General features: G+C 59.6%; 14 protein-coding genes. 3 read left to right on the top strand and 11 right to left on the bottom strand.

The window, feature by feature from the left end; translation table 11 throughout:
• Window positions 1-72 precede the first annotated feature (72 nt).
• On the top strand, window positions 73-1,185 hold the full coding sequence (locus AC1M7R_RS22100; RefSeq protein WP_072394536.1) for an alkene reductase: 1,113 nt from the start codon (window positions 73-75) through the stop codon (window positions 1,183-1,185).
• Window positions 1,186-1,244: 59 nt separating this feature from the next.
• Here AC1M7R_RS22100 and AC1M7R_RS22095 read toward each other — a convergent pair whose 3' ends face one another.
• The 4 genes from AC1M7R_RS22095 to AC1M7R_RS22080 all read right to left on the bottom strand — a co-directional run bounded on the left by AC1M7R_RS22095 (window position 1,245) and on the right by AC1M7R_RS22080 (window position 6,167).
• Window positions 1,245-1,619, bottom strand: coding sequence for a DUF4253 domain-containing protein (locus AC1M7R_RS22095; protein ID WP_231991086.1), 375 nt, complete (start codon window positions 1,617-1,619; stop codon window positions 1,245-1,247).
• 227 nt (window positions 1,620-1,846) lie between these two features.
• Window positions 1,847-2,026, bottom strand: coding sequence for a hypothetical protein (locus AC1M7R_RS22090; protein ID WP_231991087.1), 180 nt, complete (start codon window positions 2,024-2,026; stop codon window positions 1,847-1,849).
• Between the two features lie 206 nt (window positions 2,027-2,232).
• Window positions 2,233-3,285 carry an HD domain-containing phosphohydrolase gene (locus tag AC1M7R_RS22085; protein ID WP_072394533.1) on the bottom strand — a complete coding sequence of 351 codons (1,053 nt, stop codon included), beginning with the start codon at window positions 3,283-3,285 and terminating at the stop codon, window positions 2,233-2,235.
• The gene (locus tag AC1M7R_RS22080; RefSeq protein ID WP_490609918.1) at window positions 3,270-6,167 is read right to left on the bottom strand and encodes a sensor histidine kinase; all 2,898 of its coding nucleotides are present in this window, start codon (window positions 6,165-6,167) and stop codon (window positions 3,270-3,272) included. Before AC1M7R_RS22080 ends, AC1M7R_RS22085 begins: the two co-directional genes overlap by 16 nt.
• Window positions 6,168-6,415: 248 nt before the next feature.
• On the opposite strand from AC1M7R_RS22080, the gene AC1M7R_RS22075 reads away from it, so the two are divergent.
• On the top strand, window positions 6,416-9,400 hold the full coding sequence (locus AC1M7R_RS22075) for a sensor histidine kinase (RefSeq protein ID WP_256343824.1): 2,985 nt from the start codon (window positions 6,416-6,418) through the stop codon (window positions 9,398-9,400).
• Window positions 9,397-10,026 (top strand): response regulator, encoded by a 630-nt coding sequence (locus AC1M7R_RS22070; RefSeq protein WP_072394525.1) that lies wholly within the window; start codon window positions 9,397-9,399, stop codon window positions 10,024-10,026. Before AC1M7R_RS22075 ends, AC1M7R_RS22070 begins: the two co-directional genes overlap by 4 nt.
• A 9-nt stretch (window positions 10,027-10,035) precedes the next feature.
• Here AC1M7R_RS22070 and AC1M7R_RS22065 read toward each other — a convergent pair whose 3' ends face one another.
• The 7 genes from AC1M7R_RS22065 to AC1M7R_RS22035 form a co-directional block, all read right to left on the bottom strand.
• Window positions 10,036-11,112, bottom strand: coding sequence for a protein-glutamate methylesterase/protein-glutamine glutaminase (locus AC1M7R_RS22065; protein ID WP_072394524.1), 1,077 nt, complete (start codon window positions 11,110-11,112; stop codon window positions 10,036-10,038).
• The gene (locus AC1M7R_RS22060) at window positions 11,109-11,621 is read right to left on the bottom strand and encodes a chemotaxis protein CheD (protein WP_072430469.1); all 513 of its coding nucleotides are present in this window, start codon (window positions 11,619-11,621) and stop codon (window positions 11,109-11,111) included. Before AC1M7R_RS22060 ends, AC1M7R_RS22065 begins: the two co-directional genes overlap by 4 nt.
• A 1-nt stretch (window position 11,622) precedes the next feature.
• Window positions 11,623-12,426, bottom strand: coding sequence for a CheR family methyltransferase (locus tag AC1M7R_RS22055; RefSeq protein ID WP_072430468.1), 804 nt, complete (start codon window positions 12,424-12,426; stop codon window positions 11,623-11,625).
• Window positions 12,423-12,947, bottom strand: coding sequence for a chemotaxis protein CheW (locus AC1M7R_RS22050; RefSeq protein WP_072394517.1), 525 nt, complete (start codon window positions 12,945-12,947; stop codon window positions 12,423-12,425). The genes AC1M7R_RS22055 and AC1M7R_RS22050 overlap by 4 nt, the downstream gene beginning before the upstream one ends.
• 74 nt (window positions 12,948-13,021) lie before the next feature.
• A complete protein-coding gene (locus AC1M7R_RS22045) occupies window positions 13,022-13,534 on the bottom strand; it encodes a chemotaxis protein CheW (protein WP_072394515.1) in 513 nt (170 codons plus the stop codon).
• A 3-nt stretch (window positions 13,535-13,537) separates the two neighbouring features.
• On the bottom strand, window positions 13,538-15,214 hold the full coding sequence (locus tag AC1M7R_RS22040) for a methyl-accepting chemotaxis protein (protein ID WP_442961966.1): 1,677 nt from the start codon (window positions 15,212-15,214) through the stop codon (window positions 13,538-13,540).
• A 734-nt stretch (window positions 15,215-15,948) separates the two neighbouring features.
• Window positions 15,949-18,078 (bottom strand): chemotaxis protein CheA, encoded by a 2,130-nt coding sequence (locus tag AC1M7R_RS22035; protein ID WP_072394511.1) that lies wholly within the window; start codon window positions 18,076-18,078, stop codon window positions 15,949-15,951.
• Window positions 18,079-18,093: the final 15 nt, after the last annotated feature.

The raw sequence follows: 18,093 nt of genomic DNA, 5'->3' as shown, positions 1-18,093 counted from the left end.
TTAAAGCCATCCGGTGCCTGACCCAACGTCCGCCGCAACCCTGCTTTCTGTACCGCTATTGGAGAACACCCCATGACGCAGCACCTTTTCCAACCCATCGCATTGGGCCCCTACACACTCCCTCACCGCGTGGCGATGGCGCCTTTGACACGCTCTCGCGCCGGGCAACCGGGCGACGTGCCAACGGCCATGAACGCCGAGTATTACCGCCAGCGTGCGAGCGCCGCGTTGATCATTACCGAAGCAACGCAAATTTCCCGGCAAGGCCAAGGCTATGCCTGGACACCGGGCATCTACAACGCTGAACAGGTGCAAGCCTGGCGTGCAGTCAGCACCCAGGTGCATGAGAGCGGCGGCCTGATCTTCATGCAGCTCTGGCATGTGGGCCGCGTGTCCCACCCGAGCTTTCAGCCTGACAACGCGCGCCCGGTTGCCCCGAGCGCGTTACCCGTGCCGGGCAAGACGTTCATCGTCGACGCGGATGGCAACGGTGTCTGGAGCGATGTACCGGTGCCGCGTGCACTGCAGGCTCCAGAGATCACCGACATCATCGACGACTACCGCCGGGCCGCGCGCAATGCACTGGACTCTGGAATGGACGGCGTGGAAATTCATGCGGGCAATGGTTATCTGCTGGACCAGTTCATCAACAGTAACAGTAACCAGCGCGAGGATGCTTACGGTGGAAGCCTGGAAAACCGTGCACGGCTGTTATTGGAAGTGGTCGCCGCCGTAGTCGACGAAGTGGGCGCAGAGCGCGTAGGCGTACGCTTGACGCCGATGGGACGGTTCATGGGCATGGGCGATGAGACACCGCAGGCGACATTCGGCTACATCGTGCGCTCGTTGAACCAATGGACGCTGGCCTATCTGCACCTCGTCGAGCCCGCCGTGGTTGGCACCGTCAAGGACGAGCACTTCGATCCGCGATGGGATGAAATCATCGGTCAATTACGTGCGGCATGGGACGGCGTGTTGATGATCGCCGGTGGCTACGATCCCAAGACGGCGGAACAGGCCTTGATCGACGGCCGCGCGGACATCATTGCGTTCGGCAGAGCCTTCCTGGCAAACCCGGATCTGCCCCGGCGAATTCGTGAAGGGTTACCGCTCAATGCACCAGACCCGAGCACCTTCTTCGGTGGCGATCAGCGTGGCTACGTGGATTATCCGACTCATTCCTGAGCTGGGCTTAACGCAGTTGACCAGTCCGAAAGGCGGCCGGCGCGGATTGTTTGGGATTATCACTCCACATAACGCAGCCAAAGATGAATCCGACCCGAGACCGCCTGAGCGACTGCAAAAATGCGTGCTTGTAGTTTTTCAACGCTCGTGTTGTAGAGCGCGCAAAAGTCTTTCGCAACGAGATTGGCCAGAGATAGATCAGGCGGCTCAGCACGAATGAAGCCGATGTAAGAGGCACCTACGCCCATTAGCTCATAGCCATGCGCTTCTGAAAAATGACGCGCAACCGCAAAATTTTTCGCAGGGTCTAAATCGGAAGTGAAATAGCCGTTGGGAAAAGCAGCGAGTGCCTGGTAAGACTCCTGAACGGGTACCAAAGCGCTGACATTGGCTGGTCGATTATCGATACAGGTTTTTCCTGATAACCAATCCACTCCTGCAGGGCCTGCTCATCAAGCGTCAAACCATGAGCACAAGCATCTTCGAAAGACCTAGCTGCTACCAGGTTCGTGAAATTGCGAAAGCAAATTGCGAACTCCGCTTTCGTGATCGGATAACCTACATATTCATCGTTCTCAAAACATTCTTGAGGCAGCCCCGCGATGTCCTCCTCGGTGGCGTCATCCATTCCTGAATTACTGCGAGCATGGCCCGACGTGTATCAAGCCTGGTGCAGATCATCGAGCGAGAACAGAGGTTTAAAGCCTGGGTGCGACTCAGCAATCTTACGACGAGCCTCGGTCAGATCGTCAAAGCTGGTAATCCCGCTCACACCGTACTCATCGCAGGTCCCTACAGACGGGTTCTCACGCATGCCATTACCGCGAAATTCGATATCCATAAAGCGTGGCTTGCTCCATGTTGTTACTGAATTGAGGGAGTAATCCTAAGCGCTCCAAGATCATCATAGAAACAAGCTACAACAGGACCCGTAGCATGCAACACACACTGCATGTGGCCGCTGCCAATTCCTGCCGCAAGTTCAATCAAAGCGCCACTGGCGTAGAGATACCAAAGCTGAACACTCATAGGACAACATCAGCCCTCTCATACATCGGGCAACCGCAAGCGATCTACTTCGTCAAAGAGATTACAAAAGACGTCCACCAGGGAAGGGTCGAACTGGGTACCGGCCTGATCGGTGATGAAACGCCTCGAGCGCTCGACATCCCAGGCCTGCTTGTAGGCTCGAGGCATTCTTATGGCGTCATACACATCGCATATCGACACAATCCTTGCCGATAACGGAATTTCCTTGCCCCGCAACCCCTTGGGATAGCCGGTACCGTCCCAACGTTCGTGATGCGCCAGGGCAATTTCCGCTGCGAGATCCGTCAAGGGAGAACCGTCCGGGTCATGCAGGATTTCATAACCGATGCGGGCATGTTCCTGCATGACTTCCCTTTCCTGCGGCGTCAACGCTCCCGGTTTCTGCAGAATCGCATCGGCAATGCCGATTTTCCCGATATCGTGCATCGGAGCCGCCATTTTCAGGAGTTCGCACCATTGAGAAGGCATGCCGATTGCCTTGGCCAACAAAGCGGAGGACTCGCCGATACGAACAATGTGTTGCCCCGTGTCATCATCGCGATAGCTGGCTGCTCGACTCAAGCTGCTGCTGATCGCCTTGTAGCTGGAAGCCAGTTGGACCGTGCGCAACTCGACTTTGCGCTCAAGCTCGGCATTGACATCGCGTAGCAGCTTCGCCGCCTGCGCCAGCTCCAGGCAATTGCGTACCCGCAGTAGCACCTCAGGCAGGTCAATGGGCTTGGAGATGAAGTCGTTGGCGCCTTTTTCCAGGCCTTTTCGTCTGTTCTGCTGGTCATTCAAGGCCGTTACGATGATGACCGGTGACTCGGTGCGGTCCCGCTTATTGAGACGATCGAGGATCTCAAAGCCGTCAGGCGCGGGCATATCCAGGTCCAGCAACACCAGGTCCCAGGCGTTCGAAAGCAGCCAATCCAGTCCTTGGGCCGAGTCGTTGAAGGTGGTGATGTTGCGCAGGCCCACGGCTCGCAGGCATGAATCCAGAAGCCGGAGGTTGGTGGGCACATCGTCGATAATGACGATCCTGCTTTCAGCATTTACTTTGGTGAACATGCATCTGCCCTCTTCGCAGCGAGCGTCAATACGAGGTGACGGATACTCTGGCCATCCAACGGAGAGGGCACGATGGCCTGGCACGCCAATCGGTCGACCGAAGCGTGATCATCGGCCGCACGAACCACGATGATCGACATCTGCGCCTCGCCGATCCTCGTGCGTAAACCGCGAAAAAAAGTATCCAGTACAGGCACACGGTCCGCGGTGGCGACGATCAATACGCTGACTGTCGTGGTTTCGAGCACGAGGCTGGCATCAGGCAACGTATCGACGCGCTGCAACTCGAAATCACCGGCCAACGCCTCCCGAACCACCTGGGCATCCCGGGGGTTGTCGCTCACCAACAGCACGCGTGGCAAGCCAATCGCTGACGCTGTGCAATCGCTGGCCGGCGCTGGAAAATCCGAAGAGCACATGTCGATCCAGAAGGTGGTTCCCACGCCGACCTGGCTTTCAAAGCCCATGGTGCCGTGCATCAGGACCGCCAGGTCCCGGCACAACGCCAAGCCAATGCCGGTGCCCTGGATGGAAGAGTTCTCCTTACCCAAGCGCTGGAAGGGCCGGAAAAGCTCTTGCTGCACATCCGGGGAAATGCCCATCCCGGTATCCGTCACGTAAAGACGCAACCGGGCTCCCGTCTCGACAACCATGGCCCCCAGCGTGATATTGCCACCGGGTCGGTTGTACTTGATTGCGTTGGACAACAGATTGATCAGGACCTGCTTGAGGCGACGCTTGTCCGCCCAGACATGCCATGTATCCGGAGGAGCCTTGATGTGCAAGGTCTGGCCGTGCGCAGAGACCTGCTGCAAAACCATGTCAGCGCAGTTGGATAGCAGGCTTGCCACAGGCACCGGCTTGAGATCCAGCAGTGGCTTCTCAGCCTGCAGGCTGGAGAGATCAAGCAGATCGTCCACCAATTGCATGAGGTGTTCACTGGCCTTGATGATTTCCTGCAGGTTGGCTGTCTGTTGCGACGCGTCGTCAGGCGGTTGCATGAGCCCCAATTGGGCAAACCCGTAGATGGCATTCAATGGGGTTCGCAACTCATGGCTCATGCTGGAGATGAACTTGGATTTGGCCGTACTGGCCGCCTCTGCCTCCAGGGTTTTCTCCCGCAGATCCAACTGAGTCTGCTTGAGCGTCGTGATGTCGACACACGCCACGACCACGACACTGGACTCATCGAGCCGCGAGGGCTCCAGAGTGCGGCCTCGGCAAAGGATCCAGATCAACTTGCCATGCACGTCCCTGATGCGGAATTCCGCTTCCGGCGCCACGCTGGCACTGCCCCTGGCCTCTTCCAGGAACTGCGTGAAGGTCTGCCGATCTTCAACGGGAATGTTCTGCAGCAGGGTCTCCATCGGCACTTCATTGGCGGCAAAACCGAAACGCTGGCACAAGGCACCCTTGAGGATGAAACGGTGCCGCTGGGGGTAATACTCCCACAGCCCTTCGGCGAAGCTCTCCATGACCAACTCAAGACGCTGCTGCGTGGCGTTGCGAACGGACTCTGCCTGGGCCAACTGCCTGCCCATTCCCAGTGCCTGGTTGGACATTGACCACAGTTCGGTGATATCGGAAGGGCTTGCCGCCGGTTGCCAGTGGCCCCGACCGATCTCCCGCATCATTTGGGAGACCCCTTGGACCGGTGTGCTCAATTGGCGGCTGAGATCACGCGTGCGCCACCACATGAAGGCAAAGAACAAGGTGTAGAACAGCACCAGCCCCGCGACCAACAGATAACCCACTTCGCGGTAATGACTGGCGAGCAGATTGGTTTCGTGCATGACTGCCGCTTCGTCCACCACCGCCAGCAGGAACCAGCCGGTGGAGGGAATCTCGTCCCAGGCGACCAGGTGAGGCCGTCCATTCAACGTCAGCGCAACGATACCTTGTGAATGGTCGGGCAAGTTCTTGTTGAGGCTGGCAAGGTCCGGATGACGAGCGAGGTTCAAATCCGGCGATTGCAAGCGCTCGCGATCGACAGGTTCTCCAGCGGGCTGGTTCTCGACGTGCAGGGAAAAATCACGTTGGCCTGCCTTGGGGACGGCCATGACATCGAGCTTGTCGTTGACCAGCATCAGGTAGCCATCCCACGGCATCTGCAACTGCTCGATTCGCTTCAAGATGCCGTCGACCGTGACATCGACGCCGGCCACGCCCTCAAGAAAGTCGCCTCTGTAGACCGGCGCGATGGCAGACATCATCCATCCCTGGCCGGCAGGGTCCAGGTAGACATCCGTCCAGACGACTTTTCTCTCCGGGTTGTGCTGGGCATCGGCCAGGTAATAAAAGTTGTACTGGGGGATGTCCATATCATGGGGATACTGTTCGAGCGTATTGAACCAGGGATAAATCCGGTTATAGCTGTCCCAACTATTGAAATAGATGCTGGCAATCAACGGATCCCCATCCTTCAACTGCTTCATCATGAAATCCTGGTTTGCCAGGAGAGAAACCTTGTAGAGATCCTGTTTTTGCGGCGCAGTGACATTCGAATAGAACGAGGCGGACGCTCCGTCGTTTACCGCGCTGTAACGGACACCGTCGGCACTCAATGAAAGCGATGCCGCCGTGAGATTCTGGTTTTCGGTGAGTTCATGCTCGGTGGACTTGGCATAAAGGCCGATCGCCTTGTGGATCTGCTCCAACTGTCCCTGCACCAACAATGCATTCTGCTGCACCGATACCTGGATGTCTCGTGTCGCACTCTGATGCAGATATTCGATCTGGGAATTGCGTATGGACTGGTTCGTGATGAAATAAGTCGTGATCAGCACGCCTTCCACCAGGACAAGTGGCAACAGGCTGGTACTGGCAAACGCCCGCCAGATCCATCTGCGAAGGCTGACCCTCTCTGTTGAAGCTACTTGCATAGGCACGCTCGTTGCGTCGGCGGCACACACTGATATCACAATGACACCATTGTGGTCGCATCCCTGGTTTCTGTCCAACAGGACTCTCGTCCTTTCGTCTGCCTGCCACCCCATCCGGCAAGTACACCAGCATCGATCAAAAGCCCGTGTGCAACCTTATGACCATAGTCGAACACCCGATTTTGGTCGCAAGACTTAAGCTATGCTCAAGATCGGATCACTAGAGGACGGGGCGAATGGACTCAGCCATGGCGATTGCAACACCGTCCACGCAGGATGCCGAGGATGTGGGGGTCCTGTTGCTGGATGCCCAGGGGGCGCTGCTGATCATGGATGACAGCGCCAGCCGGCTGCTGGGCCTAAGCGAGAGCGTCGCCGCCCTGATGCCCTCGCCCGGGCTTTTTTCCCTCAGACCGCTGACATTTGACCAGCACCTGACCCATGCGCGACTCAAGGGGAACTGGTATTTCCAGAGTACGTCGGCCAACGGCGACACGCTGAGCGTGACCCTCGACTACAAGGCCCGACAATCCACCTATCTGGTGAAAGTCCGCCGCGCCGAACCCGTTCACGTTGCCGAACAGGATTACCGCCTGGCGTTCCATTCTGCCGGCACCGGCCTGGCGTTGTTGCGAATGAGCGGTGAGTGGATCGCCGCCAACCGAAGGCTATGCCAGATGCTTGGCTACACCGAAGAAGAACTTCGTGCCACCTCCTTCCAGCGTCTGACGCACCCGGACGACGCCGATATCAGCAAGGATGAATTGCAAAGGCTCATCCAGGGGCACCGCACCAGCCTGACCCTGGAAAAACGCTACATCCGTAAAGATGGCAGCACGCTGTGGGCACGCCTGACCCTGGGCATCGCCCGTAACGCTGATGCCCAAGCGCTTTACTTCGTATCGCAGCTGGAAGACATCAGTGAGCACCTCGCCTTGCGCCAGGCATTGTTCAATAACGAACAGAAGTACCTCTCGCTGGCCCAAAGCTCACAAAACATCATCCTTCGCTACAATCGGCTGGGACAGCAGATCTATGCCAATCCCGAGCTTGAACGCGCCCGAGGTTTTCCCAACACTCACATCACCGAACGCGTCTCGACGCCCAATCAGCTCGATGAGTACTTTCGCACGCAGGTAGAGCTCACGTTATCGACCGGCGTAGCGAACACGTTCCTGCTGGAAAACAAGGACACGCATTCCCGTCGATCCATGGATTTCCTGTGCAACCTGACCCCGGAGCATGACGAAACAGGGGAGCTGTGTGGGGTGCTGGTCACCGCCCAGGACATCAGCGCATTACGCCGGCAGGAACGCGCCGAGAATGCGCGCTCCGCCATTTTCCAGAAGATGGTCACCCACGACACGCTCCTTGAGGTGCTGCCCCTGCTCGGCGCCTACCTGGATATTCTGACCCCCGAGTTGCACAACGCCATGGCGTTCAAGGCTGTACCTGGCGACGACTCCGCTGGCGCGCCTCCTACGGATACGTCCTCGATCGCAAGCTGCCTGGCCGACGATCTTGATCGACGTCCCGAGCTGTTCGGGCACCACCACTTCATCGCTGACTTGAAAAGCGATGCCCTGGGCGTCGCGTTCAGCCGGCCCGCCTTGAAGGCAGGCTATCGAGGTTGCTGGGTTGAGCCGGTGATCAACAAGACCGGCGGCACCATGGGCGTCATCCTGTTGTTCGTCGTTGGCGACACCCAACTGAGCGAGCAGGACCGCAAACATGCACGAATGGCCAGTCATATCGCTGCCATCGCCTGGGAGCGCTGCTCGGCCCACAGCCACCTGGCGCAGAGCGAACGCCGTTACCGCGAAGTCTTCGACCATTCGCAAGACATGCTTTGCCTGCTCGCCGTGGATGCCGAGCAGCAACTCAGTTGCCTGGAGGCCAATCCAAAGCTGTGCGAAATGCTCGGCAAAAATCATTCGGACATGATCGGCCAGTCGTTGGGCCAGTGCCTGGAAAAAGAAGCCGCAAGCATTGTCGAGGCGATCTGCCTGCACTGCATCGCCGTGGGAGCCCCCATCGAGCTGGATGCCCACCTGCCCTGCGGCCAGCGCTCACTCGTCGTCCATTTCAACCTGGTCCCCGTAGCCGATTCAAATGGGCGCTTGCATCGCCTGGTGTGCATCGCTCGCAACATTACCGACATCCTGGAGGCCCAGCGCAACGAACTGGCCCGGCAGCAGGAGATCGGCACGCTGGTCGAGAACTCTCCGGATGGTATTGCACGACTGAGTCGAACCGGAGAATTGCTGTTCGTCAATCCCGCCCTGGAAGCCTGGCTGGATCGCCCGCAAATCGACTTGCTGCGCAAGGGTCTGCTCGAGATCCTTCCGAAGAACCTGCAAAGCCAGTTATTCCATGCAGCCGTGATCGAAGCCGTGGAAAAGGGCCAGCCCCTGGAGCATGAATTTGTGCTCACCGAGCAGCATCGACTGCAGCGCGTCTATCACATCAGTCTCGTACCCGAGCAGGACATCCAGGGAAAGATCGCCACCGTGCTGGCAGTCGTTCGCGACATATCGCAGTTGCGCCTGGCTGAAATGCGCCTGGCATCGCTCAACAAGCAACTGCGCCAGTTGATGTCCAGTCGGGAAAGTGCGCGGGAAGAGGAGCGCAAGCTCATTGCGCAGGAAATCCACGATGAGCTCGGACAACATCTGACGGCAATACGCATGGGCACTTCGCTGCTGCGCTTCCAGTACGGCGAGCAATTGCCCCAGCTCAGCGAACAAGTGGCACGCCTGCTGCAACTGATCGACCAAACGGTGCAGGTGGTCAGGAACATTTCCACCAGCCTGCGCCCCTCCATCCTCAACATGGGCATCGTCGCGTCATTGGAATGGCTGACCGACACGTTCAAGCAGCAATGGGGCATCGACTGCAACCTGCAGGTTCCTGCGCAAAAAATCCATCTGGACGATGCCAGCGCAACCGCTGCATTTCGGATCGCCCAGGAGTCGCTGACCAATATCGCCCGACACGCCGAAGCCACTCGGGTCGATATCACGTTCGAGCAAGGCGAGAACGGCTGGTCACTGGAGATCACCGACAACGGCAAAGGCTTCGAGCAACGCGAACAATCAACCCGGACCCTCGGCTTGCTGGGAATGCGCGAACGCGGCCTGACCCTGGGAGGCACTACCACCATATCCAGCAGCCCGGGCAGCGGTACCACTGTCCAACTGCGCGTACCTGATTCAAGGAGTCACGACTCATGATCCGTTTAATGGTGGCCGACGATCACACGATCATGCGCGAAGGCCTCAAGCAATTGTTCGCGCTGGTAAAGGACATCTGCGTGGTGGCGGAAGCGGAGAACGGAGCCCAGGTCCTGGAGCTGTTGCGCCATACCGAGATCGATGTGCTCCTGCTCGACATGACCATGCCCGGTTCGAGTGGCGAGGATCTGATCAGCCGTATCCATGCCCATTACCCCAAACTGCCGATGCTCATCCTGAGCATGCACAATGAAGCCCACATCGCCCAGCGTGCCCTGCGTGCCGGCGCCTCGGGCTACATGACCAAGGACCGCGACCCGGAAGCGCTGTTGGCCGCGATCCGCAAGGTGAGCACCGGCGCACGTTACCTCGACCCACAACTGGCCGAGCAGATCGCACTGCAAAGCAGTGGCGTGACACCCGAGAACGCCTCGCAGAGCCTGACCTCGCGTGAGTTCCAGATCCTGCGCATGCTGGCCCAAGGACTGAGCGTCAACCAGATCGCCGAACAGCTGGTGATCAGCAACAAGACCGTCAGCACCCACAAGACTCGGCTGATGGAAAAGATGTGCTTTGCCACCAGCACCGACCTGGTGCGCTACGCCTTGAATGAAGGGCTGGTCTGAACACCTTGATCAGGGCTGATGGCCGCGGACGCCAAGGATGGCCGAAGCGATCTGTTCCAGGGGCAGCTCGCGCTCGACCGCGCCCAGCTTGAACGCCTCGCGCGGCATTCCATACACCACACAAGACTCTTCGTCCTGGCCCAGGGTCCTGGCGCCGGCATCGCGCATTTCCTTGAGGCCACGAGCGCCATCGTCCCCCATGCCTGTCATGATGATGCCCAGGGCGTTGCTACCTGCGCTGCGTGCGACCGAACGGAAGAGTACATCCACCGAAGGTCGATGCCGGCTGACGGGAGGCCCCTGGACAATATCCACCTGGTACTGGGCACCGCTGCGCTTGACCAGCATGTGAGTGCCTCCCGGCGCAATCAGCGCACGCCCGGGGATGATGCGGTCGCCCTGTACCGCCTCGCGGACCTCGATCTCGCAAACATGATCGAGGCGTTCGGCGAAGGCGGCGGTAAACTTCTCCGGCATGTGCTGCACCACGACAATGCCTGGACAGACCCGCGACAGCCCCTGGAGAACCTGTTCCAGGGCCTGGGTGCCGCCGGTGGAAGTACCGATGGCCACGATGCTTTCAGTCGTGCGCGCCATGGCCACGGCCCCAGGGGACAGGATCGCGTCAGCACTGAGCCGAGGCGGTACGTCGGCAGGCGTCCGTGCACCCACCCTGCGCCGCAGGTTGGCCTTCGCTGCGCCCCTGACGGCCTGGACCAGTTCATCCGCACTCTCAGTCAGGAACTGTCGCAGGTTGGACTGTGGCTTGGTGACGATACTGACTGCACCGGCCGCCAATGCCTGCAAGGTGGTCTTGGCGCCCTTCTCTGTGAGCGTCGAACAGATCACCACCGGCGTAGGCTTCTGCGCCATCAGCTTTTTCAGGAAGGTAATACCGTCCATTCGTGGCATCTCGACGTCCAATACGATGACATCAGGCCATTGCCTGTTCATCTTCTCCATGGCGTACACCGGATCGACGGCAACGTCGATAACCTGTATCCCGCTGGCCTGGTTCAAGGTCGCACTCAACACCTGGCGCACCACTGCGGAATCATCAATGATCAAGACCTTGATAGCCGTCATCTGAGATTACTCTTGGGCGATTCGAATACCTTGCGTACCGAGTCGGCATGATGGAGTTGGAGGCGTCCGCTGCCCACATCGAACACCAGGTGGCGATACCCTCGGCCACCTACGTGATAGGCCCGGCACTGCAATCCATGGTCCTGGATCAAGCGCCTGGCGGCATTGACGTTCTGCTGGCCGATCCCGGTAGCGTCACCGCGCTCTACTCCGGGAAACATGTCGGCCCCGCCGAAAAGACTCACTTCGAACTGCTCGGGCCGGGCCCCCGCCCGATGGATGCATTCGAGCAACAGCACCAAGGCATCCGTAGCGTAACGGCCGTTCAGGTGTCCGGCGCCGCGGCCGCCCCGCCGAGGCAACATGAAATGACACATGCCGCCCAACAAGCGTTGCGGGTGCCAGAACACCAGGGCCACACAGGACCCCAGCACCGTACACAAGCGCATCTGGCGTCCTCCGAACGCCACGTCGCCGGGCTGCAGGAAATACTCGATCACCTGAACCATCTCAAGCGTCCGGCTTACGGTAGATCGAGGGTTTGACCAGGTGCAATTCGTCGCTGATGCCATTCAGGCTTTCCGAGTGACTCACGATGAAATAACCCCCTGGCCGCAGATGCTTGCTCAAGCGCTTGACCACCTCGGACTTGGTCTGGTTATCGAAATAGATCATCACATTGCGCAGGAAGATCACGTCGAACTGCCCCACCGAAGGCAGTGGGTTGTTCAAGTTGATCGACGTGAAGGTAATCCGTGACGCCAACGCGCGGTCGACCATGAAGATGCCATTGTTGCTGCCCACGCCCTTCAGGCAGTACTTGTTCAGCAGCGGCTCGGGAATACCGCGGATACCATCCAGTGGGTAGCGTCCGCTCCGGGCTTTTTCCAGTACCCGGCTGCTGATATCGGAAGCGAGGATCTCCCATGGCCGGGTGCCCAGACTGTCAGCCAGCACCATGGCCAGGGTGTAGGGTTCTTCCCCCGTGGAGCAGGCACCACTCCAGATGCGCACCGGGCCATTGCCACGCAGCTCGGCGAGCACCACGTTGCGCAGAAAATCGAAATGCTTGGGTTCTCGAAAAAAATAGGTCTCGTTGGTGGTCAGCAGGTCCACCGCCATTTGCAACTCGGCCTGGTCCTTCATCAGCAAACGGTAATAGCTGCCGTAGGTGGTCAAGTTGAAAAACTGCAGGCGCTTGGCCAAACGGCCGCTGACCAGCTGCTTCTTGGCAACGGACAGGCTGATTCCGGCAATCTCGTGAATCATCGCCCGAAACTGCTGGAACTCGTTGTCTGATAGGACGGCATTCATGCTTTCGACCCGCCTTCATCGATGCTCGAAGCAAGGAGTGCCGACCAGTCATTGCGACTGAGCAGATGCTCGATGTCCAGCAACAGCACAAAACGATCACTGAGCTTGCCGACCCCCACTACGAATTCAGGACTAAGGCGTCCCTGGAGCGCCGGCGCCGGCTCGATCTGTTCGGCCGGGATCTCCAGCACTTCGCTGACGGCGTCCACGATGATGCCCACCAGGCCGGCGCCACTGCTGCCGTGGATCTCCAGCATGACGATGCAGGTGCGCGGATTTTCCAAGGTCTGGGCCCCGCCGAAACACAGGCCGAGATCCAGCACCGCAATGGCCGCCCCGCGCAGATTGATGATGCCGCGAACCTTCTGCGGCGCCATCGGCAACGGGGTGATCGGACCGTATTCGACAATCTCCCGGACGCATGGGGTACCGACCGCAAACATCTCCTGGCCGACGCTGAAGGTCAGGTACTGCTGGGCTGCCGTCCCTTGGGCCGATGGGCGCGACGCAGATATGGACATGGTTCACTCCTCGGGGCCCACCGCAGGCGGCAGCCCCCTCTCAAGACAACGTAGGCACGCCTGAGCACGACGGCTCAATGCAATTGGCTGGCGATCTCACGGACACACAGCACCTGGTCGATCTGAAGCACAGTCAGGAACGCCCCTCGTACCTTGACCATCCCTCGAATGAAGTCTTCACGGATCCGGTTTCCGATCGCCGGCGCGGCCTTGACGTCCGCCAGTTCGATTTCGATCACCTCGCTCACCGAGTCGACGACAATGCCCAGTACGTGGGGTTCGCCTTCCTGGGTCAGTTCCAGGATAACGATGCAGGTCCTGCTGCCTCGCTGCGTGGCGCCCTTGCTGAAGCGCGCCTGCAGATCGATCACCGGGACCACCGAACCGCGGAGATTGATCACCCCGCGGATGAAATCGGGCATCATCGGTACGCTCGTCACCTGGCCGTATTCGATGATCTCGCGCACGCACAAGGTATCGATTGCATAGACCTCCCTGGCGGACACGAACGTCAGCAATTGCAGGAGTTCGCTGTCGCACGGACTCTGCGGCACGTACTCGAAATGGCTCAAGGCTGCAGCGTCCATGTCTCAACTCCCGAAGCGAATGAAACCGCCTTCCTGGGCATGCTCGCTGCTTTGCAGGCCGCCCAGACCGGTAGCAGAGGCCCGTGGTACGGCAGACACCGCCACCCGCCCCTGCAAGGTGAAAAAGCCCATCAACTCCTGTAGCTGTTCGGCCTGGCTGCTCATTTCCTCGGCGGTGGCGGCCAGCTCTTCGGAGGCCGAGGCGTTTTGCTGAGTGATCTGGCTCATCTGCGACATGGCGGTATTGATCTGCTCGGAGCCGATGGATTGCTCTTCGGATGCCGCCGCGATCTCCTGGACCAGATCGGAGGTCTTGGTGATCGAGGGCACGATCTCATCCAGCAGGTTGCCGGCCCGTTCAGCCAGGGCAACACTGCTTTTGGCCACCTGGCCGATTTCCTGCGCCGCGACCTGGCTGCGTTCGGCGAGCTTGCGCACCTCAGCGGCGACAACCGCGAAGCCCTTGCCATGCTCGCCGGCACGGGCCGCTTCGATGGCCGCGTTGAGCGCCAGCAGATTGGTCTGATAGGCAATCGAATCGACGATCCCGATCTTCTCCGCGATGGTTTTCATGGCCGAGACGGTGTCCTTGACGGCCTGCCCACCCTCGCTCGCTTCCTTGCTCGCCTTGCCGGCCATGCCATCGGTCACTTTGGCGTTCTCGGTGTTCTGCGAGATCGACGCCGACATCTGTTCCATCGACGCTGACGTTTCTTCGACCGACGCCGCCTGCACCGAAGCCGATTGGCTGATGCTCTGGGCCGTGGCGGAGATCTCTTCCGAAGCGCTGGACAGCGAATCGGCGGAACTGCGAACCTCGCCAATGATCTGCGAGAGTTTGCTCACCGTTTCGTTGACCGCATTCTTCAGGTCTTGCAGGCTGCCCTGGTAATCACCCTTGACACTGCGGGTCAGGTCACCACCGGACAGGGCCATCATGACCTCCATCGCCTCGCTGAGGGGCGCGACGATCGAGTCCAGCGTGCTGTTGATCCCCGCCACGATGCGGCGGAAATCCCCTTGGTGGCGAGTACTGTCCGCACGGGTATCGAGCCGACCGACTACCGCATTCTCGCTGAGCATCTGGGTGTCTTCGATCAGCGCCTGGATGTTGCTGCGCAGTTGCTCGATATTGTCGTTGATAAAGGCTTTTTTGCCGGGGAACTGGGCCAGGGGCGCCGACAGGTCGCCTTCGCCGAAAGAGCGTATGCAAGCCATGGCCTGTTTTTTCACGCTGATATGGCCATCGACCATGTCGTTGATGCCTTGGGCGATCTGACGGTAGGAGCCTTGGAATCGCTGTACGTCGATGTGCACATCGATGTCGCCTTTCTCATGCTCGTCCGACATGTGACGCATCTCTTCGATCAACGCCATGATGGTGCTGCGCAGATGTTCGACGGTGACGTTAATGAACGCCTTCTTGCCGGGGAAGGCTTGCAGGGGCGCCTGCAGATCGCCCTCGCTGATCGATTTGATGCAGGCCATGGCTTGCTTCTTGACGTTGATATGCCCGGCGACCATATCGTTGATGCCTTGGGCCATCAGCCCATAGCTGCCAGCGAAGCGTGCCGCATCGATCTGCACGTCGATGTCGCCTTTGTCGTGCTCCGCGGACATGCTGTTCATATCGCTGATCAACTGGTTCAAGGTCCCGCTCAGGCGGTCCATGGACCCCATCAGTCCGGTACGCTCAAGGCCGTTGCCACTGCCTTGCACATCCAGCTGCCCGGCCACGAACCGCTCCGCCAGCCGGCGTACATCGTCGGGCTCGCCACCCAATGTGTGAAGCAGCCGGCGCACCAGGAAGAAGCCGATCAAGCCGATGGCCAGCAAGGTAGCACCACCGACCAAGGCAATGCTGTAGATCGCCGTCTGTTCGGTCGATGCCGCAATCGCTGCATTTTTTTCCCCCAGGTCCAGGTTGTGCTGGCGGATATCGCCCAGGGCCGAAGTCACCTTTTCACGTGTCACGTCCAGGTCGAGCAGCAGACTACGGGCTTCAGGGGCCGCGCTCCTGAGGGCATTGTCGAAACGTTCCGCCCCCCGGTTGTATTCGTTGACTGTGCTGCGCAAGGCGCTGAGCAGCGTGGCGTCACGATCGTCGGAGACGAACTCTTTCTGGTACCGATCGAGTGCCTGGAGTACCGACTCCCTGTCACTTTGCTGGGAACCGCCGACAGGTCCGGACAGGCTCTGCCATTGGCGACTGTGGCTCTGCGCCAGGGCCAGGGCCACATGATCCAGCAACTGCAGGCTGGGCACAGTGTTGACTTGTGCATAGCTGGCGGTGCTCCTGACCCCACCCATCAGATAGAGACTGAGACTGACGAGGATCAGGATGCCCAACAGAGCTGAGGCGACCAGCAGCGAGATATTCTTTTTAACGGTCATGAGCTGTACTCCAGGGAACACTATTGAGTCAATTCAGGGCTGAGGGTCGTACCGTGCTTCTGCTGGCTGGCGACTTGCCCGAGTAGTTTGGGAATATCCAGGATCAACGCTACCGCTCCGTTCCCCAGGATGGTGAAGCCGCCCAGTCCGTGAGCTGTACCGAAAATCTTGCCCAGCGGCTTGATCACCGTCTGGAACTCCCCCAGCAATTGATCGACGACCAGGCCTACCCGCATCCCCGCGTAATGCACCACCACGATGTTTTCACGGCCATGGTTGGGCTCATCGATGGCGAACATCTCGCGCAGACGCAGCACCGGAAGCACCGCACCTCGCAGGTCGAGGAATTCCTGGTTGTCGCCGTCATCGGTCGACAGCTCGATGCACTCCTCGACCAGGTCCAGGGGCACGACGTAAGAAGCGTTGCCGACTCCGATCAGAAAACCATCGATGATGGCCAGGGTCAGCGGCAGGCGGATACGCACCGTGGTGCCCACGCCCTCTTCGCTTTCCAGATTGACCGAGCCGCGCAGCGCGACGATGTTCCGTTTGACGACATCCATCCCCACGCCGCGCCCGGACAGGTTGCTGACCTGATCGGCGGTGGAAAAGCCTGGCTCGAAAATCAGATTGAGAATGTCGCCGTCGGCCAGCTGTTGCCCTTCGGCAACCAGGCCGCGCTCCATCGCCTTGGCCAGGATGCGTTGCTTGTTCAGGCCGCCACCGTCGTCACTGACTTCAATGACGATGCTGTTGGCCTCGTGATAGGCGTTGAGGCGAACCGTACCCTGCTCTGGCTTGCCACGTTCACGACGCACATGGGAGGCTTCGATTCCATGGTCCATGGCGTTGCGCACCAGATGGGTCAGGGGATCGCCGATGCGCTCGACCACCGTCTTGTCCAGCTCGGTCTCGGCGCCAAAGACGTGCAAGGCGATGTCCTTGCCCAGCTCCTTGGAGACATCGCGCACCACCCGCTGGAAGCGGTTGAACGTGGCACCGATCTGCACCATTCGCAGGGTCAGGGCACAGTCGCGCACCTCCTCGACAAGGCGCGAGAGCGAGCTGGTCGCTTCAATCAACTCGCCGATGCCGCTCTGGATGGCCCCCAGGTTGGCGCCAGCGCCGGCGATGATCAGCTCGCCCACCAGGTTGATCAATTGATCCAGTTTGCCGGCGTCGACCCGAATCAGATTACCTTCGGCCGGACGGGCCTCTTTTGCCCCCCGGCTCTTGGTCGCGTCATCGCGCGCCATCTGGTCTGGCACCTCGGGGGCCACCGCAACGACCGTCGACTCGCCAGAAGACGAACTGGCCAGCCAGGCTTCACGGGTGACGGAACCGCAGGCGACGAAGGCCTCGACCATGGCATCGGGCTCAGCATCGAGACGGCCGATCAAGGCCCGGAAACCGGCCAGGTCGCCGTTGCATGGCAACACGCAGATCCGGCTGCCCTCGCGAACGAAGTCGAAGGCCCCTTCGATGGTGGCCTGGTCGGCATCACTGACGAACCCCAGCTCAAACCCCAGGTAACAGGTTTCCGGATCCATTGCCGCGATATCCGGCATGCCCTCGGTGATACACACGACAGCGCTGATTTGCCCGAAGCTGTTGAGGTAGCGCAGCAATGACAGCGGATCCATGCCGTTGCGCAAAACGTCGGGACACAGGCGAAGGGACACATGCCAACGCGCGACGCAAGCCGATTGCGGCGGTTCGACCGTTGCCAGGCACTGCACCGGTTCCGGACAGTGCTCCAGGTAGCGGTCGAGACGCTCGACCAATGCCGCTCCCTGCCGCTCGTGCTCTGCTGTCATGCCTTGCAGGTCGCCGTGGCTGGCAAGCAATTCAATGAGCGTGCACAAGTGGTCCCGCACTTCGAGGAACAACGCGCTGAGCGACTCGTCCACCCGCAGCTCATGTCCGCGGACCCGATCCAGTACGCTTTCCGCGACATGGGTAAAGGCCACGATCGGCGTGAAGCCAAACAGGCCGGCAGACCCTTTGATGGTGTGTGCGACGCGAAACAACGCGTTGATGGTGTCGGCATCATCCGGGGCCTGTTCGATCTGCAGCAGCGCGTCTTCCATCAGGAGCAGAAGCTCCTGGCTTTCGGCGATGAAGGTCTGTAGCACATCGTCCAGATTCATGGGCGAACTCATGGT

It is taken from the genome of Pseudomonas sp. MS01C9 (assembly GCF_058202755.1).
The sequence above is the reverse complement of the archived record's forward strand: the minus strand, read 5'-3'. Positions and strand labels throughout refer to the sequence as shown.

Coding starts and splice junctions, on each gene's coding strand:
- AC1M7R_RS22070 (WP_072394525.1), top strand. CDS start 9,397: ATGATCCGTTTAATGGTGGCCGACGATCACACGATCATGCGCGAAGGC.
- AC1M7R_RS22050 (WP_072394517.1), bottom strand. CDS start 12,947: ATGTCCATATCTGCGTCGCGCCCATCGGCCCAAGGGACGGCAGCCCAG.
- AC1M7R_RS22055 (WP_072430468.1), bottom strand. CDS start 12,426: ATGAATGCCGTCCTATCAGACAACGAGTTCCAGCAGTTTCGGGCGATG.
- AC1M7R_RS22080 (WP_490609918.1), bottom strand. CDS start 6,167: ATGCAAGTAGCTTCAACAGAGAGGGTCAGCCTTCGCAGATGGATCTGG.
- AC1M7R_RS22045 (WP_072394515.1), bottom strand. CDS start 13,534: ATGGACGCTGCAGCCTTGAGCCATTTCGAGTACGTGCCGCAGAGTCCG.
- AC1M7R_RS22075 (WP_256343824.1), top strand. CDS start 6,416: ATGGCGATTGCAACACCGTCCACGCAGGATGCCGAGGATGTGGGGGTC.
- AC1M7R_RS22090 (WP_231991087.1), bottom strand. CDS start 2,026: ATGGATATCGAATTTCGCGGTAATGGCATGCGTGAGAACCCGTCTGTA.
- AC1M7R_RS22040 (WP_442961966.1), bottom strand. CDS start 15,214: ATGGGGTCCATGGACCGCCTGAGCGGGACCTTGAACCAGTTGATCAGC.
- AC1M7R_RS22035 (WP_072394511.1), bottom strand. CDS start 18,078: ATGAATCTGGACGATGTGCTACAGACCTTCATCGCCGAAAGCCAGGAG.
- AC1M7R_RS22065 (WP_072394524.1), bottom strand. CDS start 11,112: ATGACGGCTATCAAGGTCTTGATCATTGATGATTCCGCAGTGGTGCGC.
- AC1M7R_RS22100 (WP_072394536.1), top strand. CDS start 73: ATGACGCAGCACCTTTTCCAACCCATCGCATTGGGCCCCTACACACTC.
- AC1M7R_RS22085 (WP_072394533.1), bottom strand. CDS start 3,285: ATGTTCACCAAAGTAAATGCTGAAAGCAGGATCGTCATTATCGACGAT.
- AC1M7R_RS22060 (WP_072430469.1), bottom strand. CDS start 11,621: ATGGTTCAGGTGATCGAGTATTTCCTGCAGCCCGGCGACGTGGCGTTC.